Below are 24,287 nucleotides of genomic sequence, written 5' to 3' on the forward strand. Positions count from 1 at the left end.
CGCCTCCCGGCCGATATGTCGTTGAGGCTTCGGCGAGGAGAATGGCCATGGACGACATGCTGACGGGCATTCACCACCTGACGGCGATCACGGCGCGGGCGAGCGAGAACCACCGCTTCTACACCGGCGTGCTCGGCATGCGCCTCGTCAAGAAGACGGTGAACCAGGACGATACCTCCGCCTACCACCTCTTCTACGGCGACGGCGCCGCCTCGCCCGGCTCGGACGTGACCTTCTTCGACTGGCCGGTGGCGCGCGAGCGGCGCGGCACCCATGCCATCGTCAACACCGGCCTCAGGGTCGCGGGCGAGGAGAGCCTCGCCTGGTGGCGCGAGCATCTTGCCGAGGCAGGCTGCACGGTCGGCGAGATCGGCGAGCGGGCGGGGCGCGCCGCGCTCGTCTTCGAGGACCCGGAGGGCCAGCGCCTCCACCTCGTCGACGACGGCGGTTCTGGCGAGGGCCATCCGTGGCAGGACAGCCCAGTGCCGGCGCACCACCAGATCCGCGGCCTCGGGCCGATCACGCTTTCGGTGCCCGATCTCGCGCCGACGCAGTTCGTTCTCACCGAGGTGCTCGGCATGCGGCCGGAGCGCGTTCATCCCGTCGACGGCGGCACCACGCTGCATGTCTTCGCCATGGGCGAGGGCGGCCCGGCGGCCGAATTGCACGTCCTCGTCGAGTCCGGCCTCGGGCCGGCGATGCAGGGGGCGGGCGGCGTTCACCATGTCGCCTTCCGCACGCCGGACAGGGAGGGCCTCACGGCCTGGGCGGCGCGGCTCGGCTCCGTCCGACTGCCCAACAGCGGCGAGGTGGAACGCTACTACTTCCGCTCGCTCTACTTCCGCGAGCCGAACGGCATCCTCTTCGAGATCGCGACCGACGGCCCCGGCTTCGCGGTCGACGAGCCGCTCGACAGCCTCGGCGAGAAGCTCACGCTACCGCCCTTCCTCGAGCCGCAGCGGGCGGCGATCGAGGCCAATCTGAAGCCTCTCTAGAGCATTTTCCGCCGAAGTGGATGCCGGTTCGGCGCGAAGAAAATGCTCTATTTGAAAAGATGGACGCCTTTCCGGTTCAATTGCATCGGAAAGGCTTAGGGAAAGCGGTACGGCTTTTGCTCCCGTTGCCGGAAAGTCGAACCGGCAATGAGGAGCAGATGCACAACCTGACGATCGATCCCGACCGCCTGTGGCGGTCGATCATGGAGACGGCGGCCATCGGCGGCACGCCGAAAGGCGGCATCAACCGGCTGGCGCTGACGGACCACGACCGGCAGGTACGGGACTGGCTGAAGAGCGCCTGCGAGGACCTCGGCTGCACGGTCACGGTCGACGAGGTCGGCAACATGTTCGCCGTGCGGCCGGGCAGGCTGGATGTGCCGCCGATCGCCGTCGGCAGCCACCTCGACACGCAGCCGACCGGCGGCAAGTTCGACGGCATCCTCGGCGTCCTCGCCGGGCTCGAATTGCTGCGCACGCTGGACGAGGCCGGCTACGAGACGAACGCGCCCCTCATGCTCGTCAACTGGACCAACGAGGAGGGCTCGCGCTTCTCGCCCGCCATGCTCGGCTCGGGCGTCCATGCCGGCGTCTTCGATCGCGCCTATGCCGACAGCCGCACCGACAGGCAGGGCGTGACCTTCGGCGAGGCACTGGATGAGATCGGCTATCGCGGGCCGGCCAAGGTGGGGTCCACGGCCTTCGGCGCCATGTTCGAACTGCACATCGAGCAGGGGCCGATCCTCGAGGCGGAGGAGAAGGCGATCGGCGTGGTCACCGGCGTGCAGGGTATGCGCTGGTACGAGATCGCGCTGACGGGACGGGAGGCGCATACGGGCTCGACGCCGATGTCCCTGCGGCGCGACGCGCTCGTCGGCGCGGCCCGCATCATCGGCGCGGTCGAGGCCATCGCGCGGGCGCATCCGCCCGGCGTCGGCACGGTGGGCCTCGTGGAGGTCGGCCCCAATTCGCGCAACGTCATTCCCGGCCATGTCTTCCTGACCGTCGATTTCCGTCATCCCGACGATGCGGCGCTCGATGTCATGGAGAAGGCGCTCTTCGCGACGGTGGAGGAGGCGGGCCGCGCGAGCGGTCTGGAGCACGCCCTGCGGCAGGTGTGGAATTCGCCTGCCGTCGCCTTCGACCCGGCCCTCGTCGATGCCGTGCGCCGGGCCGCGGACGGGCTCGGGCTCTCCTGGCGGGAGATCGTCTCCGGCGCCGGCCACGACGCGGCCTATGTGGCGCGCATCGCACCGACGACGATGGTCTTCGTGCCCTGCGCCGGCGGGCTCAGCCACAACGAGGCCGAGGCGACGTCCTATGAGGAATGCCGGGCGGGAGCGCAGGTGCTGCTCGCGGCCGTGCTCGACCACGACCGGCGCTGCTACGGCACCGCCTGAAGCATCGGCACCGCAGGGCCGGCGCCGAGGTGGATCCCCGCGCGCCCGGCGGCGGCGCGGATGTGCGCCTCCATCGCGGCGCGGGCGCGCTCGCCGTTCCGCTCGACGAAGGCGGCGAGGATCGCGAAATGCTCGTCGGTCGTGTCGAACAGGCTGTCGCGCGCGACCATGGGCACGCGCTGGCTCTCGGTGGTCAGCGCGTGCGTGCGGCCGTGCACCTCCTGCAGGAGGCGGTTGCCGCAATGGGCGACGACGAGGTCGTGGAAGACGGTGTCCGCCTCCGCGGCGCCGACGACATCGCCCCGCCGGGCGGCATTGCCCATGGCCTGGGCAGAGGCAGCCAGTGCCTCGCGTGCCGGCTGGGGCATGCGCGGCGCCGCGAGCAGGGCGGCGAGGCCCTCCACGGCGAGGCGCATCTCGAAGACCTCGGCGAGCGTGAAGCTTTCCCCGAAACGCCACGACGGCGCCCTCGGCCCGTCCTCGCGCGGTGCGACGAAGACGCCGCGGCCGATCTCGATCCGCACGACGCCGAGCGTCTCGAGCACGGACAGGGCCTCGCGCAGCGAGGGGCGGGATATGCCCAAATCCTGGGCAAGCGTGCGCTGGGCCGGCAACTGGTCGCCGGGGGCGAGACCGCGGGCCCGGATCATGGCCTCGATGGCCTCTGCCGTCTTCATCGGTACAGAGCGATGCTCGCGCCCGCGCGGCATGGCTGGTGTCACCTTCCTGCCTCCCGTCTCATTCCTTCGCTTTGCTCCGTTGACCAATTTTCGCGCGCCGCTGCCTAGACTTGTTGCTTGAACCGGAAAGCGGCAGATCGCAGCCTTGACTGGTCAGACCGGTCAGTCCGGCCCGTCACCATGCTGGCCGGCACCGGGATTGGCAAGTCTGCAACATCACTCCGGAACATCAGGCCCGGAACGTGCAGCGGGGGCGGACATGAACGGCATCGCCGAGACGGGGCAGGACGCCATTTCCCCGGCGCCGGGCGTTCCGTGGCGCCCGCTGTCCGCGGCGGCCTTCGCGCCCTATGGGCGCGTCATCGACATCGGCGCGGCCGCCGTCGTGAACGAGGGCCATGCCCGGCGCCGCGACGCGCTGCTCGACCTCGAGAGCCGCGATCCGACGGCGCGGCTGTGCCTCGCCCATTTCGCCGTCTCGCCGCGGCCGGCGGGGGCCGGCATCGCCGGCCTCGAATGCCATCCCTTCTCGGCGCAGGCCTTCCTGCCGCTCGAGGATTGCGCGCCGCTCGTCGTCGTGGCGCTGGCGCGCGAGGACGGCGCCGTCGCGGCCGGGACGCTCGCCGCCTTCGTCGGCCGGCACGGCCAGGCCATCGTCTACGGGCCCGGCGTCTGGCATGCGCCGCTCACCACGGCCGACCGGCCGGCCGGATTCCTGATGGCCGTGTGGGAGGGCGAGCGCGAGCGGCTGCGCCAGGCGCGGCTCGACCGGCCTCTCCCGCTCCCCGGCCGTCCCGGGATCGTCGGCGCGGCCGCCATCGCATCCTTCATCCGATCCGCCACGAATGATCGGAGCGACAAGACCAGAGGACAGGAAGGAGTTTAGAGCATGGGTATCGGGCGACTGAGAACGGCCTTCGCCGCGGCGGTCCTGGCCGGAACGGCGCTGGCGGCCCCGGCGCTTGCCGCCGGCACGCTGCGCATCGGCATGACCGCCTCCGACATCCCGCTGACCACCGGCCAGACGGACAACGGCGGCGAGGGCATGCGCTTCATCGGCTATACGCTGTACGACGCGCTCATCAACTGGGACCTGACGAGCGCCGACAAGCCGTCAGGCCTCATCCCGGGCCTCGCCACCGAATGGAAGGTGGACGAGGCGGACAAGACCAAGTGGACCTTCAAGATCCGCGAGGGCGTGAAGTTTCACGACGGCAGCGCGTTCACCGCCGAGGCGGCGGTGTGGAACCTCGACAAGTTGCTCGATGACAAGAGCCCGCAATACGACCCGCGCCAGGCGGCCCAGGGCAAGTCGCGCATTCCCGCCGTCGCCTCCTACAAGGCGCTCGACAAGTACACGCTCGAGATCGTCACCAAGGAGCCCGACGCGACGCTGCCCTATCAGCTCGCCTGGATCCTGATGTCCTCGCCCGCCAACTGGGAGGCGCTCGGCAAGAGCTGGGAAGCGGTCGCCAAGAAGCCGTCCGGCACGGGGCCCTGGATGCTGGCCGACTTCGTGCCGCGCGAGCGCGCCGATCTCGTGCCGTTCAAGGACCATTGGGACCAGACCCGGGTGCCGAGGCTCGACAAGATGGTGCTCGTGCCCCTGCCGGAGCCGAACGCGCGCTCGGCCGCGCTCCTGTCCGGCCAGGTCGACTGGATCGAGGCCCCGGCGCCGGACGTCATCCCGGCGCTGACGGGGGCCGGCCACCAGATCGTCTCCAACGCCCTGCCGCACAACTGGACGTGGCACCTGTCGCGCCTCGAGGGCTCGCCCTGGAACGACATCCGCATCCGCAAGGCGGCCAATCTCGCCATCGACCGCGAGGGCATGAAGGAGCTGCTCGGCGGCCTGATGCTCCCGGCCAAGGGCTTCTTCACGCCTGGCTCGCAGTGGTTCGGCGAGCCGACCTTCGCGGTGAAGTACGACCCCGAGGCGGCGAAGGCGCTGCTTGCGGAAGCCGGCTACGGGCCCGACAAGCGTCTCAAGGTCAAGGCGCTGATCTCGCCCTCCGGCTCCGGCCAGATGCTGCCGCTGCCGATGAACGAGTTCATCCAGCAGAACCTCGCCGAGGTCGGCATCGACGTCGAGTTCGAGGTGGTCGAATGGAACACGATGATCAACATCTGGCGCGCCGGCGCCGGACATGAGAGCGCCAAGGGCACGAAGTCGATCAACTTCAGCTATTTCATCCAGGATCCCTTCACCGGCCTCATCCGGCACCTCGCCTGCGATCTCAAACCGCCGAACGGCACCAACTGGGGCCATTACTGCGACCCGGAGATGGACGCGCTCTTCAAGGAGATCCGCACCACCTTCGACGCCGCCGCGCAGGACGAGGTGATGCGCCGCACGCATGAGAAATTCGTCGACGAGGCGCTCTTCCTGATGGTCACGCACGATGTGGCGCCGCGCGCCATGAGCACGAAGGTCAAGGGCTTCGTCCAGGCGCAGAACTGGTACCAGAACTTCGGCTCCATCACGATGGACTAACCCCAGCGCTCCCGGCCGGCGCCATGCCGGCCGGGTCCGCCGCGCCCCTTGCTTCCGGGCATCGAACGGATGCGGCGCATCTCACGAAGGGTGGACGACGCATGCTCGCTTATCTTCTCCGGCGCCTCGTCTATGTCGTCCCGGTGGCGCTCGGCGTCAGCCTGATCTGCTTCATGCTCGTGCACATCGCCCCGGGCGATCCGCTCGTGGCGGTGATGCCGCTCGACGCGACGGCCGAGCAGGAGGCCGAGATGCGCGCCGCCTACGGCTTCGACAAGCCGTTGCCGGTGCAGTTCGGCCTGTGGGTCGCCAAGGCGGCGACGGGGGATCTCGGCCGCTCCATCGCCACGGGCCGGCCGGTGGCGGGGGAGGTGATGACCGCCGTCGGCAACACCCTCGTGCTCGCGGCGGCGGCGAGCCTCATCGGCTTTCCGCTCGGGCTCCTCTTCGGCTTCGTCGCCGGCTATTTCCGTGACACCGGCGTCGACCGGGCGGTCACCGCCCTCGCCATCACCGGGGTCTCGGTGCCGAACTACTGGCTCGGCATGGTGCTCGTCATCGTCTTTTCCGTCACGCTCGGCTGGCTGCCCGCCATGGGGGCCGGCCCCGGCGGCTCCCGCGACTGGGGCTGGGACGCAGAGCACCTGCGCTATCTCGTCCTGCCGGCGGTGACGCTCGCCGTCGTGCCCATGGGCATCGTCGCGCGCACCGTGCGCGCCCTCGTCGGTGACATCCTCTCGCAGGAATTCGTCCAGGCGCTCTATGCCAAGGGGCTGATGCACGGCGGCGTGCTGCGCCACGTGGTGCGCAACGCCGCCCCCACGGCGCTCGCCGTCATGGGCCTGCAGCTCGGCTATCTCCTCGGCGGCTCCATCCTCATCGAGACGGTGTTCAACTGGCCGGGCACGGGCTTCCTGCTCTCCAACGCCATCTTCCAGCGTGATCTGCCGCTGTTGCAGGGCACCATCCTCGTGCTGGCGCTCTTCTTCGTCGCCGTGAACCTCCTCGTCGATCTCGCCCAGACGGTGATCGACCCGCGCATCAAGAGGACATGACGATGGCCGTCATCACCGAGAGCATCGTCGCCCCGGTGGAGCGCACGCAGGGCTACTGGTCGGGCGTCGCCCGCCGCTTCCGGCGCGATCCGGTCGCCGCCGGCTGCGCCGTCCTGCTCCTCCTGCTGATCCTCGCGGCGATCTTCGCGCCCTATCTCGGCCTGGCCGACCCCTATGCCGGCAGCATGGCGCGGCGCCTGCGCAGGATCGGCACGCCCGGCTTCCCGCTCGGCACGGACGAGCTCGGCCGCGACATGCTGGCCCGCCTCGTCTACGGCGGCCGGCTCACGCTCTTCCTCGGCATCACGCCGGTGGTGGCGGCCTTCTCCATCGGCACGGTACTCGGCCTCGTCGCCGGCTATGTCGGCGGGCGCACCAACACCGTCATCATGCGCCTCGTCGACGTGTTCTTCGCCTTTCCCTCGGTGCTGCTCGCCATCGCCATCTCGGGCGCGCTCGGGGCCGGCATCGTCAACAGCCTCGTCTCGCTCACCATCGTCTTCGTGCCGCCGATCACCCGCGTCGCCGAGAGCGTCACGGCGAGCGTGCGCTCGCTCGACTATGTCGATGCCGCGCGGGCGTCCGGGGCGGGCGCCTTCACCATCGTGCGCGTGCATGTGCTCGGCAACGTGCTCGGGCCGATCTTCGTCTATGCGACGAGCCTCACCAGCGTCTCGATGATCCTCGCCGCCGGGCTCTCCTTCCTCGGCCTCGGCGTCAAGCCGCCGGAGCCGGAATGGGGCCTCATGCTCAACACCCTGCGCACGGCCATCTACATCAACCCGTGGGTGGCGGCGCTGCCGGGGCTCATGATCTTCGTCACGTCGCTCTGCCTCAATCTCGTCAGCGACGGCCTCAGGAGTGCGATGAATGTCCGCGACTGACCTTGCCCCCGTCGCCCCGCTGCCCGACCGCGGCGGCCCGCAGCAGCCGCTCGTCATCGCACGCGACCTCAGGCGGCATTTCCCCATCCGCTCCGGCTTCTTCGGCCGGCGCACCGGCACGGTGCACGCCGTCGACGGCGTTTCCTTCGAGGTGGTGAAGGGCGAGACGCTCGGCATCGTCGGCGAATCCGGCTGCGGCAAGTCGACCACGGCGCGCCTCCTCGTCGGCCTCATCGCGCTCGACGAAGGCGACATCATCTTCGACGGCGACCGCCTCGGTGACCAACTTTCGCTACGCGAGCTGCGCCGCGGCGTGCAGATGGTGTTCCAGGACAGCTACGCCTCGCTCAACCCGCGCCTCACCATCGAGGATTCCATCGCCTTCGGCCCCAAGGTGCACGGCATGGGCGAAGGGCAGGCGCGGCGGCGGGCGCGCGAGCTGCTGGCGAGTGTCGGCCTCGAGCCGGCGCGTTTTGCCGGCCGCTATCCGCACGAGCTCTCCGGCGGCCAGCGCCAGCGCGTCAACATCGCCCGGGCGCTCGCCATGGCGCCGCGCCTCGTCATCCTCGACGAGGCGGTGTCGGCCCTCGACAAGTCGGTGGAGGCGCAGGTGCTGAACCTTCTCGCCGACCTCAAGGAGGAGCGCGACCTCACCTATGTCTTCATCTCGCACGACCTCAACGTGGTGCGCTACATCTCGGACCGGGTGATGGTGATGTATCTCGGCGAGGTGGTGGAGATCGGCCCGGCGGAGGCGGTCTATGCCCGCAAGGCGCATCCCTACACGGCCGCGCTCTTCGCCGCGATGCCGTCGATGGATCCGGATGCGCGCACCGAGGAGCCGCCCCTGGCGGGCGACCCGCCCAATCCCATCGACCCGCCCACGGGCTGCCGCTTCCACACCCGCTGCCGCTTCGCCGAAGCGGTCTGCGCGGCGGTGAAGCCGGCGCTGGCGTCCGTTCCCGGCGAGGCCCGGGGAGGGGAGGCGAGAGCGGAGGCCCACGTCGCCGCCTGCCACATGCTGGTGGCCGGCTCCGGCCATTCAGCCGCCGGAGGCGCCGCATGACGAAGCCTCTCGTCGACATCCGCGACCTCAGCGTCACCTTCTCCGGCGAGCGCACGGTGCACGCCGTCAACGGCCTCGACCTCTCGCTCCCTCCCGGCGAGGTGCTCGCCATCCTTGGCGAATCCGGCTCGGGCAAGAGCGTGACGCTCAAGACGCTGCTGCGCCTGCTGCCGCCGCGCCGCACGGCCATCTCCGGCATGATCGCGGTCGACGGCGTCGACGTCCTGTCCCTCTCGGGGCGCCGGCTCGCCGATTACCGCGGCGGCACGGTCTCCATGGTCTTTCAGGAGCCGATGCTGGCGCTCGACCCCGTCTATTCCATCGGCGACCAGATCGCCGAGGCGGTGATGCGCCACGAGGGCCTCGGCCGCCGGGCGGCGATGGAGCGGGCGCTCGACATGCTGACGCGCGTGCGCATTCCCTCGCCCGAGCGACGGCTGAAGGTCTTCCCGCACGAGATGTCCGGCGGCATGCGCCAGCGCGCCATGATCGCGCTGGCGCTCGCCTGCCGGCCGAAGCTGCTGCTCGCCGACGAGCCGACGACGGCGCTCGATGCCACGGTGCAGATCCAGATCCTGCTCCTCCTGCGCGAGCTGCAGCGCGAATTCGGCATGGGCGTCATCTTCGTCACCCACGACATCGGCGTCGCGGTCGAGGTCGCCGACCGGATCGCGGTCATGTATGCCGGCAATGTGGTGGAGACGGGGACGGTCGCCGAGGTCATCCGCGACGCCCGCCATCCCTATACGAAGGGCCTGCTTGCCGCGAATTTGCACGGCGCCGTCAAGGGTGCGCGGCTCGAGGCGATCCGCGGTGCGCCGCCGGCGCTCGAGAGGCCGCCCGAGGCCTGCTCCTTCGCGCCGCGGTGCGACTTCGCCGACGAGCGCTGCCGCACGGCCCCGCCGCCGATGATCGTGCCGGGGCCGGGTCGCCGCGTCGCCTGCGTTCTCGCGGACAGGCTGGAGGCGGCTGAGTAGACCTTCAGGCGGCCGCGGCCGACAGGGTCAGCGCCCGGCGGATGGCGGCCGGCACCGGCTCGATGATCGGGACGGCCGAGCGGGGCGTCAGCAGCTTGGCGACGCGGGCGAGCGGCCCGCCGCCGATGATCACGGCCTCGGCGCCGTCTTCTTCGACGGAGGCATCGACGGCCGCGGCGAGCGCCGCTTCCAGCCGGGCCGGAGCCGCGGTCAGCTCGGTCGGGTCGCCTTCCGTGAGGCGCGTGCCGCGGAACTGGGCCGTGTAGCCGAGCGCGGCCGCGCGTGCGTTGATGGCCTCGACGAGGCCGGGCGTCGTCGTGACCACGGCGAAGGGACGTCCGCCGGCGGCCGCCTCGGCCATGCCGGCTTCCCCGATGCCGATGACCGGGCAGGGCAGGGCGTCGCGCGCCGCATCGAGGCCCGGGTCGCCGAAGGCCGAGACGATCACCGCATCGACGCGCTGCCGGCCGGCCGCGATCTCGGCCGCGAGGTCCTTGGCCATCTGCGCGATGGCCTCGCCGCTCTTCGACAGGGCCGTCTGGTCGACGATCATGCGCGCGCCGAAGGGCGCCGTGCGCCCTGTTATCATGGCCGAACCCGCCGCCGCCTCGCGCGCGATGGCGACCATGGTGTCGGTCGTTGCCTCGTTCGAATTCGGATTGAAGAGGACGATGTGCACGTTAACTCCCCGACCTCGTCGACGCTGCCGGCGGTGCTCCGTCATGGGACGGGAGGCACCCGAAAGTGGTCCATGGGCGGGCAGGTGCAAGCCCCGTGCCGCAACGTTTTCGCGGCCCGCAGCCGGCAGGTCGGACCGCCCGCGAGCGGTGCGCCATCTATGACCGAAGATGCCGCGAGCGCATATTCCTTCCCCGCATGGCTTGCATGCGGCAGCAGGGATGGCGCTGCAACGGCAGCGTTGTCAGCCCGAGCGGTGTGGCAGCGTGCGGGCGTGGCCGTGAGCAGGTGTGGTCGCGTGCCGGTGTGGTCGCGTACAGATGTGTAGCGCAACCGTTCCCGCCGTCATGCCCGCGCTCGTCGCGGGCATCCACGCCTTGACGTTACAGACGCTTCAAAGGCGTGGATGGCAACAGCAGCGCGCTTTGCGCGTTGCGTCTCTTTGAAGTGACGCAAGTCGGGCAAGCCCGACTTGCGTTAGCCAAGCCCGGCCATGACGGCGGAATGCGTTGGGCGCCGGAAATCCGACTGAACAGCACTGCTGCTGCGGCTCTCCTCACCAGGCGGCCGCCGGGGCGCGCTGCAGCAGCCGCTCGTCGCAGAGCTGGCGCAGCAGCGCCACGTAAGGATTTCTCGCGAGGAAGCTCGCCTCGCCGAAGTAGATCGGGATCTCGGGCAGGGCGTCGAGCTCCACGGCGATGAGGTGGTCGTCGCCGGCCGTGCAGCACCAGCTCGGGATGATGCCGAAGCCGAGGCCCGCCTCGACGCAGCGCTTGACGCTGGAGCTGCCGGAGGTGGAGACGGCGATTTCCGTCTCGCCCGCGCGGCTCAGGTAGTCGAGCGCGAGGTTGCGCACGAGCTGGCCGGGCTCGTAGGTGACGAAGGGCCGGCCCCTGGTCCATTCCGGCACGTCTGCGGGTGCTGGCGGTGCGCCCCAGTGGCCCGGGTAGATCAGCGACAGGCGATAGGTGCCGATGAGGTGCTGCGGGATGGACCGGTCGCCGAAGTAGCGCTCGGTGATGCAGACGTCGAGGCTGCCGTCGCGGATCATGTCGGCGAGCACCGTGTCGCGCTCGTAGGCCATGATCTCGATGGTGGGGTAGCGCTCGCGGAACGCCGTCATGATCGGCGGCAGGAGATAGAAGAAGATGGCCTGCGGCAGGCCGACGCGCAGCACCGGACGCTCCTTGTCGAGAATGCCGCCGAGGCGCGTCAGCATGGTCTCGAGCTCGGGCTGCAGCAGCTGGTAGAGGCTGCGGCCGCGGGCGGTGAGCGTGATCGCCTTGGCGCCCTGCTCGGAGACGACGAGCTGCTCGCCGAGCAGTTGCTCCAGCCGCCGCACGTGGTTGGCGGCGGACTGGTAGCTCATGTTGAGGGCGCGCGCCGCCGCCGAATAGGAGCCGCTCCGGGCGACGATGAAGAAGGTCTGGATCAGCGTGAGATTGGCGTCGCGCATCTGCCCGGTCCCCCCGGCCTGTCCGGCTTCCTTCGTGGCGGCGGACCTTTGCACGGCCCGGGCCGCTTTGCCAACTTCAAGAAAACCGGCAAGTCGGCGCCCATCATTTGTATCGACCCGGAGCCGTGCCCGCGATGATGATCCCGGCCGCAAGCCATTCCTGCGGCAACGGTTTTCATGCACTCAAGGTCTTCTCCTCACGTCGTCGTCGTGGGTGCCGGCATCGTCGGCGCGGCCGCCGCCTTCTTCCTCGAGGCGGCCGGCGCGCGGGTGACGCTGGTCGAGGCCGAGGCCCCGGCCGCGGGCGCGACGGGCGCTTCCGACGGCGCCGTTTCCGTCGCCAGCAAGCGGCCCGGCCCGATGATGGCGCTGGCGCTCGAGGCGCGGGCCTTCTACCGCGAGCTCGCCGCCAGGGGCGTGCTCGAGGGGCTGTTCCATCCCCGCTCCACCTTCCTCCTCGCGCGCGGCGACGAGGAGGCGAGCCTTCTCGAGCGCCACGGGGCCGATCTCGCCGCGGCCGGCGAGCGCGTCGTCGCCCGCAGCGCGGTGGATCTTCGCCGCCTCCTGCCGGGGCTCGGCGCCAGCGTGACGGCCGGCATCGAGGTGCCCGACGACGGCCACGCCATCGGCTACGAGATCACCGCGCGCTTCCTCGCCCGCTCGCGACCGGCGCTGCGCCGCGCGACGCCGGTCCGGGCCCTGAAGCTCAGGGGCGATCGGGTCGCAGGCGTCGTAACGGCGCAAGGCGAGATCGCCGCCGATCGGGTCATCGTCGCGGCGGGCATCGGCTCGGCGGTGCTCATCGGCCTCGGCGACGTGCTGGTGCCGCGCAAGGGGCAGATGGCCGTGACCGACCGGGCGCAACCGTCCGGCCCGGCGATCGGCGGGCACCTGATGGCGGCCACCTATCTCGCGGCCAAGCGCGGCATCAGCCTCGACAAGCCGCATATCGGCCTCGTCATCGATCCGCTGGTCACCGGCCAGTTCCTCATCGGCGGCAGCCGGGAGGAGAACCGCTCGGACCGGCGCACGGATGCGGCGACCATCGCCGCCATCCTGCGCGAGGCGCTCGATTTCTATCCGCCGCTGGCGGGCCGGCGGGTGATCCGCACCTTCGCCGGCATCCGCACGGCCTGCCGCGACGGCCTGCCCATCGTCGGTCCGCATCCGGCGGTCGACGGACTCGTCGTCGCCACGGGCTTCGAGGGCGACGGCATCTGCCTCGGGCCGCTGATGGGGGCCTGCGCGGCGCGCCTCGCGCTCGGCGAGGCTCCCGCAACCGACGTCTCGGTGCTGTCGCCGCGGCGCTTCGCCGTCCGGGAGGTGGCCCAATGACCGGCACCTTCTTCTGGCAGGGCCGGCGCGTGCCCTTCGGCGAAGGCCAGACGCTGGCCGCGGCCTTGCTGGCAGCGGGGCTTCGCGACCTCGGCGGGCCGGATGGACGGCCCGCGCGCATCTTCTGCGGCATCGGCGCCTGCCAGGCCTGCGCCGTGACGGTCGAAGGGCTCGGCGTCGTCGAGGCCTGCCTGACGCCGGCCGTCGACGGCATGCGCCTTGGCCCGGCGATGACGGGAGACGACCATGTCTGACGCGCCCGTCCTCGTCGTCGGCGCCGGCCCCGCTGGGCTCGGCGCGGCGCTCGCCCTTGCGCAGGCCGGCGTGCCGGTCGTCCTCACCGAGCAGCGGGACGCGATCGGCGGTGCCATCCACCGCCAACCGGCAAGCCCGCAGGTGCCGAAGGTGCTGCGCCCGGCGCGCCACGCCCGCAGCTTCGCCATGCTCGCGGCCGGTCTCGCCGCCGCGGGCGGCCGCATCGACCTGCGCACCTCGACCGTCTTCCTCGGCCTCGACGGGGCCGACAACGCCCTCATCGACGACAGGCGCAGGCAGCGCGTCGAGGCGCTAAGCCCGGCCGGCATCATCCTCGCCACTGGCGCGGTCGAGAAGGTGCATCCCTTCCCCGGCTGGGAGCTGCCGGGCGTCATGACGGCCGGCGGCGCACAGGTGCTGCTGAAGGAGACGGGCCGGGCGCCCGACGGGCCGGTCCTCGTTGCGGGCAGCGGGCCGCTCCTCCTCGCCGTCGCCGCCCAGCTCGCCGCTGCCGGCAATCCGCCCGTCGCAGTGCTGGAGCGGGGCCGCCCCTGGCGCCGGCCGACAGCACTTGCGGCGATGCTCGCCTCACCCGCGAATGTCGCCGAAGGCGTCGGCTATGCCGCGCGACTGCTGCGGCACGGCGTGCCCTATGTCACGGGCGCGGCGGTCACTGCCGTCCGCACGCAAGGCGACGACCTCGACGTCATGGTGCGCCACGGCGCGGCCGAGCGCACCTATCGTGTGCGCCATCTCCTCGTCCATGACGGCCTACGGGCGGGCGCGAGCACGGGGATCACCGAGACGCGCGACGGGCCGGTTCCGGTCCTCCTCGCCGGCGACGGCCGCGAGATCCTGGGCGCCGATGCCGCCGTCGCGGACGGACGCCGCGCCGCGGCCGAGATGCTCGCCCTTCTCGGGCGAGGCGCGGCCAGTGCCGGCGACGAACAGACGCTCGGCGCGGCCCGCCGGTTCCAGGCGGCGCTCGCCCGGCTCTGCGAGGCGCCGCCACCGTCGCCTCCGCCCGAAACGCTCGTCTGCCGCTGCGAGGGCCTGCGCGTCGCCGACCTCGACCACCTCCGGCCTGACGCGTCCATGCGCGAGCTCAGGCTTGTCGGCCGCTTCGGCATGGGCCCGTGCCAGGGCCGCTTCTGCGGCGCGAGCGTCGCTGCGCTGCGCCCCGATGCCGATCCTTCGCTCAAGGCCTCGGCCGTGCCGCGCTGGCCGGTCCGGCCCGTCTCGCTCGCCTCCCTCGCGGGCTTCGGCGATCCCGCCGCCCGCACCAACCCCAGGATCCATCAGGACACCGAGGACCGATGACCACGCATTCGCTCGCCCTCAACGAAGCCGGCCGGCAACGGCCCGTTCTCGACGTGACGTCGCCCTTCTCAGGCGAGGTCGTCGGGCGCGTCGTCGCCGACGATGCCGTCACCATCGCCGCCGCCCTGCGTGCCGCGCGCCGCGCCTGGCAGGAATTCCGCCGCTCGACGCCCTTCGAGCGCAAGACGCTGCTTTTCGCCCTTGCGGACAAGCTCGCCGGTGAGGCCGAGCCGATGGCGCAGCTGATCTCGGCCGAGGTGGGCAAGACCATCGCGGAGGCGCGCAACGAGGTGCGTCGCGCGCAGAACACCCTGCGCCTCTCGGCCGAGGCGGCCATCGTGCTGCATGGGGAGGTGCTGCCCTGCGCCGTCGTCGCCGGCGCGCCGGACAAGGTGGCGCAGGTGTCGTGGCAGCCGGCGGGCGTCGTCGGTGCCATCACGCCGTTCAACTACCCGCTCAACCTCCTGTGCCACAAGCTCGGGCCGGCCATCGCCGCCGGCAATGCGGTGGTCGCCAAGCCCTCGCCGAAGGCGCCGCTTGCGGCGGCGCGGCTCGCGGAGCTCGCCGAGGAGGCCGGCTTCCCCGAGGGCCTGTTCTCGGTGGTGCACGGCGGCGCCGAGGCGGCGGCGGTGCTGGCGAGCGGCGACATCGACATCCTGAGCTTCACCGGCGGCCCGCAGGCGGGGCTGGCACTCAAGAACGCCTCCGGCCTCGTGCGCTGCCTGATGGAGCTCGGCGGCAACGATCCGCTCATCGTCCTGCCCGACGCCGATCTCGACCGGGCGGCGGATACCGCGATCGCCCACCGCTTCGAGATCGCCGGCCAGAGCTGCGCGGCGGTGAAGAAGCTCTACCTGCACGACGACATCCACGACGCCATGATCGAGCGCCTGATCGCCCGCATCGCCGAGGTGGTGACGGGCGATCCCGCTGACGCGGCGACCGTCATGGGCCCGGTCATCGACGAGGCGGCGGCGGCCGAGGTGGAACGGCGCATGCGCAAGGCGGCGGCGGAGGGCGGACGCATCCTCGCCGGCGGCACGCGCCGCGGCACCTTGGTGGCACCGACCCTGATCGACGACGTGCCGGCCTCGACCGATCTCGTCAAGTCGGAGACCTTCGGCCCGGTCCTCGCGGTGCGGCGCTTCACCGCGATCGACACGGTCATCACCGAGGTGGACGACAGCCCCTACGGCCTGCAGGCCGGCATCTTTACCAACGACCATGCCCTCGTGCGGTGCCTGTCCCGGCAATTGCGCGTCGGCGGCGTGATGGTGAACGAGGGCCCCGACTTCCGGGCCGAGAACGTGCCCTTCGGCGGCATCAAGTCGAGCGGCCTCGGGCGCGAGGGCATCCACGTGACCTTGCGGGAAATGAGCGAGCTCAAGGTCGTGATCGACTGAGCGTGCCAGGACAATGATGGACAAAGCCATGAACGACATTTCGCTCCGGCGTCGCCTTTCCGGCGTCTTCACAGCCCTCGTCACCCCGATGCGTGACGGACGGATCGATCTTGCCGCGCTCGAGCGCCACATCGAGGCGCAGCTCGCCGCCGGCGTCGCCGGGCTCGTGCCGATCGGCACCACGGGCGAGGCCGCGACCTTGAGCGAGGCCGAGACGGACGAGGTCATCCGCCTCACGGTCGAAAAGGCCCGCGGCCGGGCCTTCGTCATGGCGGGCGCGGGCTCCAACGCCACCAGCATCGCCGTCGCCAAGGCCGAGCGCGCCGCGCACCTCGGCGTCGACGGTCTGCTCGTCGTCACGCCCTATTACAACAAGCCCTCGCAGGCGGGCCTCGCCGCGCATTTCGCCGCCGTAGCAGGCGCGGTCGACCTGCCGATCATGCTCTACAGCGTGCCTGGGCGCACGGGTGTCGAACTCGCGGCAGCGACCTGCGCCAGCCTCGCGAGCGAGCATGCCAACATCGTCGCCATCAAGGAGGCGGGCGGGCGCGTCGAGCGGGTGACGGAACTGCGCCTCGCCTGCGGGCCCGACTTCATCATTCATTCCGGCGACGACGGGCTGACCTTGCCCTTCCTCGCGGCGGGCGCCGACGGCGTGACGAGCGTCGCCTCCAACCTCGTGCCGGCGGAGATGGTGGCGCTCGTCGCTTCCTGGCAGGCGGGTGACGTAGCGGCGGCGCGGGCCATGCACGAGCGGCTCTACCCGGTGTTCCGCGACCTCTTCGTCGAGAGCAACCCGGTGCCGGTCAAGACGGCGCTCGCCCGGCGCGGCGCGATGGCGGCCGAGGTGCGCGCGCCGCTGGCGCCGCTGATGCCCGCGAGCCTTGCCGTGCTCGAGAAGAGCCTCGCCGGCTTCGAGGCCGCAAACCTACAAAAAAGCCGATAGGAGGGGGGCGTACTCTAGCATTGTTCGCATAAGAGCCTCGCCTACCATCGACGGGTCCGGCGAGGCCCGGGCCACGAGAATTCACAAACCTTCGGGGAACAGCGGAGCCAATCATGAAGACAGCGTTTGCCAAGATCGGCAGGGCCCTTGCCGTCGCGCTCGCCCTGACGAGCGCACCCGCCGTGGCGCAGGACACGGTGGAGGCCGTGCGCTCGCGCGGCGTCCTGCGCATCCCGGGCATCCTCAACGAGGACCCGTACTTCAACAAGGATCCGCGCACGGGCGAATGGCGCGGCTTCGCCGTGGAGATGGCCCGCGACATCGCCAGCACGCTCGGCGTCAAGCTCGAGGTGGTGGAATCCTCATGGCCCAACTCCATCCTCGACGTGCAGAGCGGCAAGGCGGACCTTGCCTTCGGCATCACCGCGACGCCGCAGCGAGCGCTCTCGGTCGCCTTCTCGGCGCCGACCTATTTCAACAGCTTCGTCATCGTCTCGCCCAACCCGGAGCTCGCCAAGCTGAGCTGGGCCGAGCTCAACGACCCCAAGTACACCTTCGCCGTCGACATGGGCTCCTCGCAGGATCTCATCTCCCAGCAGTACCTGCCCAAGGCCAAGGTCCTGCGCTTCAAGAGCCGCGACGAGGCGATCGTGGCGGTGGTGAGCGGCAAGGCCGTCGGCCTCGTCAACACCATGCTCAACGGCCTCGTCATGACCAAGAAGACGGATGCCATCGGCCGGGTCATGGTGCCGCAGCCGGTGCTGTCGACGCCGTCCGTCGTTGCCATGAACTACGGCACCGACGAGAAGTGGAAGGCCTTCATCTCGGCCTGGGCCGAATACAACCGCCGCATCGGCAACAACCAGACCTGGATCGTCAAGAGCCTTGAGCCTTTCGGCATCACGCTCGACGACATGCCCGAGGGCGTCGGTTTCGGTGGTTGATGGCGGGAGCGGCCCCCTTGGCGCCCGTTCCGGCCGGGTCGATCGGACCTGGCCGGAGCCGCCGGTGGGCCGCTCTTCTTGAAGGATAGCCGTATGTATTCCTGGAGTTTCTTTCCCATCTTCCAGGCCAGCGACCTGTTCCTGTGGGGTCTTTGGGTCACGGTCGTCTACACGTTCGGATCGATCGTCCTTGGTCTCGTCCTCGGGCTCGCCCTGTGCTTCTGCCGCCTGTCCGGCAACCGCGCCCTTGACTGGGTGGCGCAGGGTTTCCAGGAGCTGTTCCGCTGCACGCCGCTCCTGGTGCAGCTCTTGTGGTTCTACTACGCCCTGCCGCTGCTCCTCGGCATCGACATCGACAACCACGTCGCGGCCATGGCGACCCTGTCGCTCTATGCGGCGGCCTTCTACGCGGAGATCTTCCGCGGCGGCATCCTCTCCATCGCCAAGGGACAGTCGGAGGCGGGAGCGGCCATCGGCATGTCGAAGGCGCAGATCATGCGCCGCATCGTGCTGCCGCAGGCCTCGCGCCGGATGCTGCCGGCCTTCATCAACCAGTCGGTCATCCAGTTCAAGAACACCTCGCTCATCTCGGTGATCTCGGTCGCGGACCTCGCCTACATGGCTTCGGTCGTGAACGGCCAGACCTACCGTCCGCTCGAATCCTACACGGCGGTGGCGGTGCTCTATTTCGTCATCCTGTTCCCGCTGACCCGCCTCGCCGACTACATCGAGCGGCGCCTGAGGGTGAGCGAGTGAAGGAAAAGAAAGTCATGTCAGTCGCTTCCCCCGCAGCCGCGGACACGATCCTCGAAGCGCGCGGCATCGCCAAGAGCTTCGGCCAGCTGCCGGTGCTCAAGGGCATCGACCTGGCGCTCACGGCCGGCGAGGTCGTGTCGATCATCGGGCCGTCGGGCTCCGGCAAGTCGACCTTCATCCGTTGCATGAACATGCTGGAGCGGCCGGATGCCGGCGAGATCCGCTTCCGCGGCCGACGGGTCGGCGCCCGCTTTGCCGACCACGGTGCCGAGATCGGCCAGGGCACGCTGCGCCGCCACGTCGGCATGGTCTTCCAGCACTTCAACCTCTTCCCCCACCGCACCGTGCTGCAGAACGTGACCGAGGGGCCGACCGTGGTGCTCGGCCAGTCGCAGAAGGAGGCCGAGGCCGTGGCGATGGACTATCTCGCGCAGGTGGGCCTCGCCGACAAGCGCGACGCCTGGCCGGCGCAGCTCTCCGGCGGGCAGAAGCAGCGCGTCGCGATCGCCCGGGCGCTCGCCATGCAGCCGGATGCCCTCCTGCTCGACGAGGTGACCAGCGCGCTCGATCCCGAGCTCGTGGGCGAGGTGCTCGGCGTCGTGCGCCGGCTCGCCGACCAGGGCATGACCATGGCCATCGTCACGCACGAGATCTCCTTCGCGGCGGAGGTGTCGGACCGCGTCGTCTTCATGGAGGGGGGCGTCATCGCGGCCGAAGGCTCGCCGCAGGAGATCTGCCGCGAGCCGAGGCACGAGCGCCTGAAGGCCTTCCTCGCCCGCTTCAACGCCTGAGGAGGGCAGGATGCCTGCGCCCGTGCAGTCTCCGTTCCGGTGCCTCGTCCTCGGCGCCGGCCGCGTCGGGACGGCGCTCGCCCTGACGCTCGGCGACACGCCGGACTTCTCCGTCACGCTCGCCGACCCGACCGAGCCGGCGCGCGAGCGGGCCGGGGCGCTCGGCCTGCCGCTCATCGACTGCAGCCCGGCCGACGGCGCGGCCCTCGAGCGGCTCATCGGCCGGCACGATGCGGTGGTCGCCGCGCTGCCGGCGTCCGCCTGCCCCGCCGTCGCAGCGGCCGCGGCGCGGGCCGGCGTCCACTATCTCGACCTCAACGAGGATTCGCCGGTCACGGCGGAGATCGCCGGCATCGCGGTGGGCGCGCGCCGCAGCTTCGTGCCGCAATGCGGCATCTCCCCCGGCCTCGTCTCCGCCATCACGCTCGCGCTCGTCGAGGAGGTCGCCGCACCGCGTGACGTGCAGATCCGCGTCGGCATCCTGCCGCGCCATTCGACGAACCGGCTCGGCTACGGCCTGACGTGGGACGTCAACGCCCTGATCGCCGAATATACCAACCCCTCCGCGGCGCTCATGGACGGCCGGCCGGTGACTTTGCCGCCTTTGTCGGGGCGCGAGATGCTGCGCATCGACGGCAGCACCTTCGAGGCTTTCGTCTCCGGCTCCGTCCCGGCGAGCCTCTGCCGCCGGCTCGCCGGCCGGGTCGAGACGCTGGTGTCGAAGACCATCCGCTACGAGGGCCATCTCGATCACGTCACCTTCCTGCTCGACGACCTCAACCTGCGCCGCCGGCCCGACCTCTTGCGCAGCCTGCTCCTCAACGCCTTGCCCGAGGTGGAGGACGACCAGCTCATCATCTTCGTGTCGGCGCGCGGCGCCCGTAACGGCCTTGCCAAGGAGCGCAACTGGATGCGGCGGATCACGGCCGTGGAGCGCAACGGCACCGTGATCAGCGCCCTGCGCCGCACCGCTGCCGCCCACGTCGCCGCCGTCCTCGATCTCCTGCGCGAGGGCGCCCTGCCGGCATCGGGCCTCGTGGCGCAGGAGGATATTGCGCCCGGCGCCCTGCGCGCCAACAGGTTCCTCGGTTGGTTCTTCGCGGAAGGGGAGGGCGTGTGATGCGCCGCGGCACGGTCGACGATCTACGCATCGGGGTGTTGATGCTCGACACGCCCTTCCGGCGTCTGCCGGGAGACATCGGCAATGCCCGCACGTGGGACTTCCCGGTGCAATTCCGGGTCGTGAAGGGGGCGGATCCCGCCCGGGTCGTGCACGGCGAGGCGAAGGGCCTGCTGCAGCCCTTCGTCGACGCGGCGCTCGACATGGTGGCGGCGGGCGTGCGCGGCATCACCACGAGCTGCGGCTTTCTCGCCCTGCTGCAGCGGGAGATGGCGGCCGCCCTGCCGGTGCCGGTGGCGACGAGCAGCCTCCTGCAGGCGCCGGTGATCGAGGCGATGCTCCCGGCGGGCAGGCGCGTCGGCATTCTCACCTTTGCCGCCGAGGCCCTCACCGAGCGCCACCTCGCCGCCGTCGGCGTGCGCACCGACACGCCCATCGAGGGCCTGCCGCCGGACAGCCTGTTCCGCAGCGTCTATGGCGCCAAGGGCGGCGAGAGCGACATCGACCGGCTCGAAGCGGAAGTGGTCGCGGCCGCGCGGCGCCTCGTCGATAAGCACCCCGAAGTCGGCGCCATCCTGTGCGAATGCACCAACCTGCCGCCCCATGCCGCCGCCATCGCCGCCGCCACGGGCCTGCCGGTCTTCGACATCATCGGCTTCATCGATTGGTTCGCGCGCAGCCTCGCGCCACCCGCCTATCCGCGCGGCTGATCTCCGAGACCTGCCCGGTGCAGCCGCCGGGCAGCGGTTGACATCAATTAGCTATAACGTTAAAGCAATGAAAAGGACGAAGGCCGCACGAGACGGCGATCCGCGACCGCAGCCGAAGCAGCGCTCTGTCCTATAACGTGAAAGGGACGACGCGATCGAAATGCGAGCAGCCAGAGGGATGACAATGACGAACAGAGCTTCAGGGCATTTCCGCGCCGGCTTGATGCGAGGCTGGCGCGTCGCGCTCGCCGGCGCGCTCACCTCGCTGTGTCTGGCAACGATGCCTGCCACGGCGGCCGGCAAGGAGCCATTGGTGATCGTCACCTCGGGCGGCGTGTTCGAGCAGGCGATGAAGAAGCATTTCTATGATCCCTTCACCGAGGCGACGGGGATCGAGGTCATCCCGGTGGCCGCCGGGCTCGGCCAGCAGTGGGCGAAGGTCAAGGCCATGGCCGCGATGCCTGCGGCCGAGTGGGACATCGTGACGGCCGTGCCGAGCGACACCTTCGCCCAGGCGGACAATCTCGCTGCGCTCGACTGTGCCGCGATGCCGAACGTCGCCGGGGAGGCGATCGCCAACGCCTGCATGGGCAACGCGATGCTGCGCACGTGGGGCGGCAACGTGCTCGCCTGGAACACGAAGAGCTTCCCCGCCGGCAAGGAGCCGAAGAGCTGGAAGGACTTCTGGGACGTCGAGAACTTCCCGGGCCCGCGCAGCCTGCCGGACGCCGGCTACTGGTCGACCCTGCTGATGGTGGCGCTCGTCGCGGACGGCGTGCCGGCCGACAAGCTCTTCCCGCTCGACGTCGACCGGGCGCTGAAGAAGCTGGAGGCGATCAAGCCGCACATCACCGTGTGGTGGAAGACCGCCGACCAGTCGCAGAACATCATCCGCTCCGGCGAGGTGGTGATGGCCCTGATGGGATCGGGGCGCGTGATGTCCCTCGTGAAGGCCGGTGAGCCGGTAGCCTTCACCTGGAACGGGGCGCCGAAGGACGTCGGCCTGTGGGCGGTGCTGAAGAACGCGCCGAACAAGCCGGCCGCCATGGAGTTCGTCAATTTCTATCTCGGCAATCCCGAGGCGCATGCGGCCTTCACCCGCGATTTCACGTCGGAGACGCCGAACCGGCGGGCCATCGAGCTCGTCTCGCCGGAAGAGCGCAAGACCCGGGGCGCCGACCCTGCCAATCTCGCGGTCCAGATCGAGCCCGACTGGAAATGGCTCGCCGAGAACGAAGCGACGGTGAAGCAGCGCGTGCTCGAGCTGTTGAGCCGCTGATCCGTCCACTGCCGGGCCTGCGCCGGCGGGCCCTCGGTTCCCCGATTGCGAAGAACGCCTGCCCGCGCCGCGGGCAGGGCCGGAATGGCGCGGCCAGTATCCAGCCCGCCGACGTCAAGGAGAAGGTGGAAAATGTCGCTATTCAGCCTCGAGGACATGCGGAGTCGCTTCTTTTCGGCGGTGCTTTCCGACTGCCTCGATCAGGTCGGGCACACGCGGCAGGCCCTTGCGAGCCGCATCCGCCCGCTCGACGAGGCCTCGGTCATGGTCGGCCGGGCGCGCACGGCGCTCTACACCGAGGTGTTCCACGTCGTGCCCGGAGAAAACCCCTATGCGCTCGAGATCGCGCTGGTCGACAGCCTGCAGCGCGACGAGATCCCCGTCTTCGCCTGCGGCCTGTCCGGCCGCATCGCGCCGTGGGGCGAGCTGCTGAGCACCGCCGCGGCGTTCCGCGGCGCCTCCGGCGCCCTCATGGACGGATGCGTGCGTGACACGCGCGCCATCAGGGCCATGGGCTTTCCGGTCTTCCACGGCGGCATCGCCCCGCTCGACAGCAAGGGTCGCGGCGTCGTCAGTGCCATCGACGTGCCGATCGAGTGCGGCGGGGTCACGGTCCGGTCCGGTGACCTCGTCTTCGGCGACGCCGATGGCGTCGTGATCGTGCCGCGGGAGGTGGAGGACGAGGTTCTGCGCCTCGCCCACGAGAAGGTGTCGGGCGAGCGCAACACCTTGGCGGACCTCAAGGCCGGCCATTCCCTGGCCGATGTCTTCGCCCGCTACGGCATTCTCTGAACGACGGTCCAATTGATCGGAGCCGCGCCATGATCGTGGATTGCCATGTGAACGTCTATGAAGACGAGCAGATCCTGCCGCTCTTCACCGCCTCGACCCCGAAGGCCCGGCCGGGGGAATTCACCCTGAAGGCCAATCCCGATGTCGTTTACGAGGCTATGCGGGATGTCGACAAGGCGATCGTCTTCTCGTTGCGCTACAAGGATTCCATCGGCATCGACGGTGATGACGAGGTAACGGCCCGCGCCGTTGCCAAATATCCCGACAAGCTGATCGGCTTCGCCGCCGTCGACCCGCGCAGGCCCGATTACATGGACCTCCTCGTCCATGCGATCGAGGACCTGAAGCTCAAGGGCGTGAAGTTCGGCCCCATCTACAACGGCGTCTCGCTGCTCGATCCGCGGCTCGAGCCCGTCTACGAGTACCTGCAGCGTCACAACCTCCCGCTCACCATGCACATGGGCACGACCTACGGGCGCAACGCGCCGATCAACTACGGTCGCCCGCTCGATGTCGATACCATCGCCATGCGCTATCCCGACCTCAAGATGGTGATGGCTCACATGGGCCACCCCTGGTACGAGGAATGCATCGTCGTCGCGCGCAAGCAGCCGAACGTCTACTGCGAGGTGTCGGCGCTCTATTATCGTCCCTGGCAGTTCTACAACATTCTCATCTGCGCGCAGGAATATCTCATCACCGAGCGTGACAAGATTTTCTGGGGCACGGATTTTCCCTTCACGCAGGTCGGTGAATCGATCGAAGGCCTGCGCCGCATAAACGACCAGGTCGAAGGCACGCGGCTGCCGCGCGTGGCGGGCGAGACCATCGAGCGCATCATCCATTCCAACCCGCTCGAGCACTGGTGGCACGGCGGCTATCCGGGCTGAGACGTTCCGCATCCACGAGGCGCATGAAGGCCGCCGGCCCGTGGGCCGGCGTGACCGGAGG

General features: G+C 70.1%; 24 protein-coding genes. 21 read left to right on the forward strand and 3 right to left on the reverse strand.

Annotated features, from left to right (window positions below; genetic code table 11):
• Positions 1-47 precede the first annotated feature (47 nt).
• Together GGR16_RS19065 and GGR16_RS19070 are read left to right on the forward strand one after the other, a co-directional pair.
• Positions 48-995, forward strand: a complete 948-nt coding sequence (locus GGR16_RS19065; RefSeq protein WP_019403490.1) for a ring-cleaving dioxygenase — start codon at positions 48-50, stop codon at positions 993-995.
• A 158-nt stretch (positions 996-1,153) separates the two neighbouring features.
• Positions 1,154-2,395, forward strand: a complete 1,242-nt coding sequence (locus GGR16_RS19070) for a Zn-dependent hydrolase (protein WP_019403491.1) — start codon at positions 1,154-1,156, stop codon at positions 2,393-2,395.
• Here the strand turns inward: GGR16_RS19070 and GGR16_RS19075 are convergent.
• Positions 2,380-3,117, reverse strand: a complete 738-nt coding sequence (locus GGR16_RS19075; RefSeq protein ID WP_183317642.1) for an FCD domain-containing protein — start codon at positions 3,115-3,117, stop codon at positions 2,380-2,382. The genes GGR16_RS19070 and GGR16_RS19075 overlap by 16 nt on opposite strands.
• Positions 3,118-3,334: 217 nt before the next feature.
• On the opposite strand from GGR16_RS19075, the gene GGR16_RS19080 reads away from it, so the two are divergent.
• From GGR16_RS19080 to GGR16_RS19105, 6 genes are all read left to right on the forward strand, one after another.
• Positions 3,335-3,961: an ureidoglycolate lyase gene (locus GGR16_RS19080; protein WP_183317643.1), complete on the forward strand. Its 627-nt coding sequence runs from the start codon at positions 3,335-3,337 to the stop codon at positions 3,959-3,961.
• Positions 3,962-3,964: 3 nt separating this feature from the next.
• Positions 3,965-5,569 carry an ABC transporter substrate-binding protein gene (locus GGR16_RS19085; protein WP_183317644.1) on the forward strand — a complete coding sequence of 535 codons (1,605 nt, stop codon included), beginning with the start codon at positions 3,965-3,967 and terminating at the stop codon, positions 5,567-5,569.
• Positions 5,570-5,670: 101 nt separating this feature from the next.
• Positions 5,671-6,624, forward strand: coding sequence for an ABC transporter permease (locus GGR16_RS19090; RefSeq protein WP_019403495.1), 954 nt, complete (start codon positions 5,671-5,673; stop codon positions 6,622-6,624).
• Positions 6,621-7,508, forward strand: coding sequence for an ABC transporter permease (locus tag GGR16_RS19095; RefSeq protein WP_425486583.1), 888 nt, complete (start codon positions 6,621-6,623; stop codon positions 7,506-7,508). The genes GGR16_RS19090 and GGR16_RS19095 overlap by 4 nt, the downstream gene beginning before the upstream one ends.
• Positions 7,495-8,574 carry an ABC transporter ATP-binding protein gene (locus GGR16_RS19100; protein ID WP_183317646.1) on the forward strand — a complete coding sequence of 360 codons (1,080 nt, stop codon included), beginning with the start codon at positions 7,495-7,497 and terminating at the stop codon, positions 8,572-8,574. Before GGR16_RS19095 ends, GGR16_RS19100 begins: the two co-directional genes overlap by 14 nt.
• Positions 8,571-9,551: an ABC transporter ATP-binding protein gene (locus GGR16_RS19105; RefSeq protein ID WP_183317647.1), complete on the forward strand. Its 981-nt coding sequence runs from the start codon at positions 8,571-8,573 to the stop codon at positions 9,549-9,551. Before GGR16_RS19100 ends, GGR16_RS19105 begins: the two co-directional genes overlap by 4 nt.
• A gap of 4 nt (positions 9,552-9,555) precedes the next feature.
• Here the strand turns inward: GGR16_RS19105 and GGR16_RS19110 are convergent, their stop codons facing one another.
• Positions 9,556-10,230 (reverse strand): aspartate/glutamate racemase family protein, encoded by a 675-nt coding sequence (locus GGR16_RS19110; RefSeq protein ID WP_019403499.1) that lies wholly within the window; start codon positions 10,228-10,230, stop codon positions 9,556-9,558.
• Positions 10,231-10,785: 555 nt separating this feature from the next.
• Positions 10,786-11,685: a LysR family transcriptional regulator gene (locus GGR16_RS19115; RefSeq protein ID WP_019404435.1), complete on the reverse strand. Its 900-nt coding sequence runs from the start codon at positions 11,683-11,685 to the stop codon at positions 10,786-10,788.
• A 177-nt stretch (positions 11,686-11,862) separates the two neighbouring features.
• On the opposite strand from GGR16_RS19115, the gene GGR16_RS19120 reads away from it, so the two are divergent.
• The 13 genes from GGR16_RS19120 (at position 11,863) to GGR16_RS19180 (ending at position 24,226) form a co-directional block, all read left to right on the forward strand.
• The gene (locus tag GGR16_RS19120) at positions 11,863-13,020 is read left to right on the forward strand and encodes an NAD(P)/FAD-dependent oxidoreductase (protein ID WP_183317648.1); all 1,158 of its coding nucleotides are present in this window, start codon (positions 11,863-11,865) and stop codon (positions 13,018-13,020) included.
• Positions 13,017-13,274 carry a 2Fe-2S iron-sulfur cluster-binding protein gene (locus GGR16_RS19125; protein WP_019404437.1) on the forward strand — a complete coding sequence of 86 codons (258 nt, stop codon included), beginning with the start codon at positions 13,017-13,019 and terminating at the stop codon, positions 13,272-13,274. The genes GGR16_RS19120 and GGR16_RS19125 overlap by 4 nt, the downstream gene beginning before the upstream one ends.
• A complete protein-coding gene (locus GGR16_RS19130; protein ID WP_019404438.1) occupies positions 13,267-14,595 on the forward strand; it encodes an FAD-dependent oxidoreductase in 1,329 nt (442 codons plus the stop codon). The genes GGR16_RS19125 and GGR16_RS19130 overlap by 8 nt, the downstream gene beginning before the upstream one ends.
• On the forward strand, positions 14,592-15,998 hold the full coding sequence (locus GGR16_RS19135; protein ID WP_183317649.1) for an aldehyde dehydrogenase family protein: 1,407 nt from the start codon (positions 14,592-14,594) through the stop codon (positions 15,996-15,998). Before GGR16_RS19130 ends, GGR16_RS19135 begins: the two co-directional genes overlap by 4 nt.
• A 28-nt stretch (positions 15,999-16,026) precedes the next feature.
• The gene (gene dapA / locus GGR16_RS19140) at positions 16,027-16,944 is read left to right on the forward strand and encodes a 4-hydroxy-tetrahydrodipicolinate synthase (protein WP_019404440.1); all 918 of its coding nucleotides are present in this window, start codon (positions 16,027-16,029) and stop codon (positions 16,942-16,944) included.
• A 113-nt stretch (positions 16,945-17,057) separates the two neighbouring features.
• Positions 17,058-17,888 (forward strand): transporter substrate-binding domain-containing protein, encoded by an 831-nt coding sequence (locus GGR16_RS19145; protein ID WP_019404441.1) that lies wholly within the window; start codon positions 17,058-17,060, stop codon positions 17,886-17,888.
• Positions 17,889-17,981: 93 nt separating this feature from the next.
• Entirely contained in the window at positions 17,982-18,644 is a 663-nt protein-coding gene (locus tag GGR16_RS19150) for an amino acid ABC transporter permease (protein WP_019401568.1), read from the forward strand.
• Between the two features lie 14 nt (positions 18,645-18,658).
• Entirely contained in the window at positions 18,659-19,435 is a 777-nt protein-coding gene (locus GGR16_RS19155; RefSeq protein WP_019401569.1) for an amino acid ABC transporter ATP-binding protein, read from the forward strand.
• 10 nt (positions 19,436-19,445) lie between these two features.
• Entirely contained in the window at positions 19,446-20,555 is a 1,110-nt protein-coding gene (locus GGR16_RS19160) for a saccharopine dehydrogenase family protein (RefSeq protein WP_183317650.1), read from the forward strand.
• Positions 20,555-21,265 carry an aspartate/glutamate racemase family protein gene (locus GGR16_RS19165; protein WP_019401076.1) on the forward strand — a complete coding sequence of 237 codons (711 nt, stop codon included), beginning with the start codon at positions 20,555-20,557 and terminating at the stop codon, positions 21,263-21,265. Before GGR16_RS19160 ends, GGR16_RS19165 begins: the two co-directional genes overlap by 1 nt.
• 313 nt (positions 21,266-21,578) lie before the next feature.
• Positions 21,579-22,544: an ABC transporter substrate-binding protein gene (locus tag GGR16_RS19170; protein ID WP_183317651.1), complete on the forward strand. Its 966-nt coding sequence runs from the start codon at positions 21,579-21,581 to the stop codon at positions 22,542-22,544.
• 132 nt (positions 22,545-22,676) lie between these two features.
• Positions 22,677-23,336: an RraA family protein gene (locus tag GGR16_RS19175; RefSeq protein WP_019401074.1), complete on the forward strand. Its 660-nt coding sequence runs from the start codon at positions 22,677-22,679 to the stop codon at positions 23,334-23,336.
• A 29-nt stretch (positions 23,337-23,365) separates the two neighbouring features.
• Complete coding sequence (locus tag GGR16_RS19180) at positions 23,366-24,226, forward strand: amidohydrolase family protein (RefSeq protein WP_019401073.1); 861 nt, start codon at positions 23,366-23,368, stop codon at positions 24,224-24,226.
• Positions 24,227-24,287 lie beyond the last annotated feature (61 nt).

The organism is Chelatococcus caeni (assembly GCF_014196925.1).
In the GTDB taxonomy this organism is placed as follows: Bacteria; Pseudomonadota; Alphaproteobacteria; order Rhizobiales; family Beijerinckiaceae; genus Chelatococcus_A; species Chelatococcus_A caeni.

Excerpts from the sequence above, each read along its gene's own strand:
- GGR16_RS19145 (WP_019404441.1), top strand. The coding sequence starts at position 17,058 with ATGAAGACAGCGTTTGCCAAGATCGGCAGGGCCCTTGCCGTCGCGCTC.
- GGR16_RS19120 (WP_183317648.1), top strand. The coding sequence starts at position 11,863 with ATGCACTCAAGGTCTTCTCCTCACGTCGTCGTCGTGGGTGCCGGCATC.
- GGR16_RS19175 (WP_019401074.1), top strand. The coding sequence starts at position 22,677 with ATGTCGCTATTCAGCCTCGAGGACATGCGGAGTCGCTTCTTTTCGGCG.
- GGR16_RS19160 (WP_183317650.1), top strand. The coding sequence starts at position 19,446 with ATGCCTGCGCCCGTGCAGTCTCCGTTCCGGTGCCTCGTCCTCGGCGCC.
- GGR16_RS19125 (WP_019404437.1), top strand. The coding sequence starts at position 13,017 with ATGACCGGCACCTTCTTCTGGCAGGGCCGGCGCGTGCCCTTCGGCGAA.
- GGR16_RS19085 (WP_183317644.1), top strand. The coding sequence starts at position 3,965 with ATGGGTATCGGGCGACTGAGAACGGCCTTCGCCGCGGCGGTCCTGGCC.
- GGR16_RS19165 (WP_019401076.1), top strand. The coding sequence starts at position 20,555 with ATGCGCCGCGGCACGGTCGACGATCTACGCATCGGGGTGTTGATGCTC.
- GGR16_RS19155 (WP_019401569.1), top strand. The coding sequence starts at position 18,659 with ATGTCAGTCGCTTCCCCCGCAGCCGCGGACACGATCCTCGAAGCGCGC.
- GGR16_RS19095 (WP_425486583.1), top strand. The coding sequence starts at position 6,621 with ATGACGATGGCCGTCATCACCGAGAGCATCGTCGCCCCGGTGGAGCGC.
- GGR16_RS19135 (WP_183317649.1), top strand. The coding sequence starts at position 14,592 with ATGACCACGCATTCGCTCGCCCTCAACGAAGCCGGCCGGCAACGGCCC.
- GGR16_RS19130 (WP_019404438.1), top strand. The coding sequence starts at position 13,267 with ATGTCTGACGCGCCCGTCCTCGTCGTCGGCGCCGGCCCCGCTGGGCTC.
- dapA (WP_019404440.1), top strand. The coding sequence starts at position 16,027 with ATGAACGACATTTCGCTCCGGCGTCGCCTTTCCGGCGTCTTCACAGCC.
- GGR16_RS19150 (WP_019401568.1), top strand. The coding sequence starts at position 17,982 with ATGTATTCCTGGAGTTTCTTTCCCATCTTCCAGGCCAGCGACCTGTTC.
- GGR16_RS19065 (WP_019403490.1), top strand. The coding sequence starts at position 48 with ATGGACGACATGCTGACGGGCATTCACCACCTGACGGCGATCACGGCG.
- GGR16_RS19115 (WP_019404435.1), bottom strand. The coding sequence starts at position 11,685 with ATGCGCGACGCCAATCTCACGCTGATCCAGACCTTCTTCATCGTCGCC.
- GGR16_RS19090 (WP_019403495.1), top strand. The coding sequence starts at position 5,671 with ATGCTCGCTTATCTTCTCCGGCGCCTCGTCTATGTCGTCCCGGTGGCG.
- GGR16_RS19070 (WP_019403491.1), top strand. The coding sequence starts at position 1,154 with ATGCACAACCTGACGATCGATCCCGACCGCCTGTGGCGGTCGATCATG.
- GGR16_RS19105 (WP_183317647.1), top strand. The coding sequence starts at position 8,571 with ATGACGAAGCCTCTCGTCGACATCCGCGACCTCAGCGTCACCTTCTCC.
- GGR16_RS19180 (WP_019401073.1), top strand. The coding sequence starts at position 23,366 with ATGATCGTGGATTGCCATGTGAACGTCTATGAAGACGAGCAGATCCTG.
- GGR16_RS19080 (WP_183317643.1), top strand. The coding sequence starts at position 3,335 with ATGAACGGCATCGCCGAGACGGGGCAGGACGCCATTTCCCCGGCGCCG.
- GGR16_RS19100 (WP_183317646.1), top strand. The coding sequence starts at position 7,495 with ATGTCCGCGACTGACCTTGCCCCCGTCGCCCCGCTGCCCGACCGCGGC.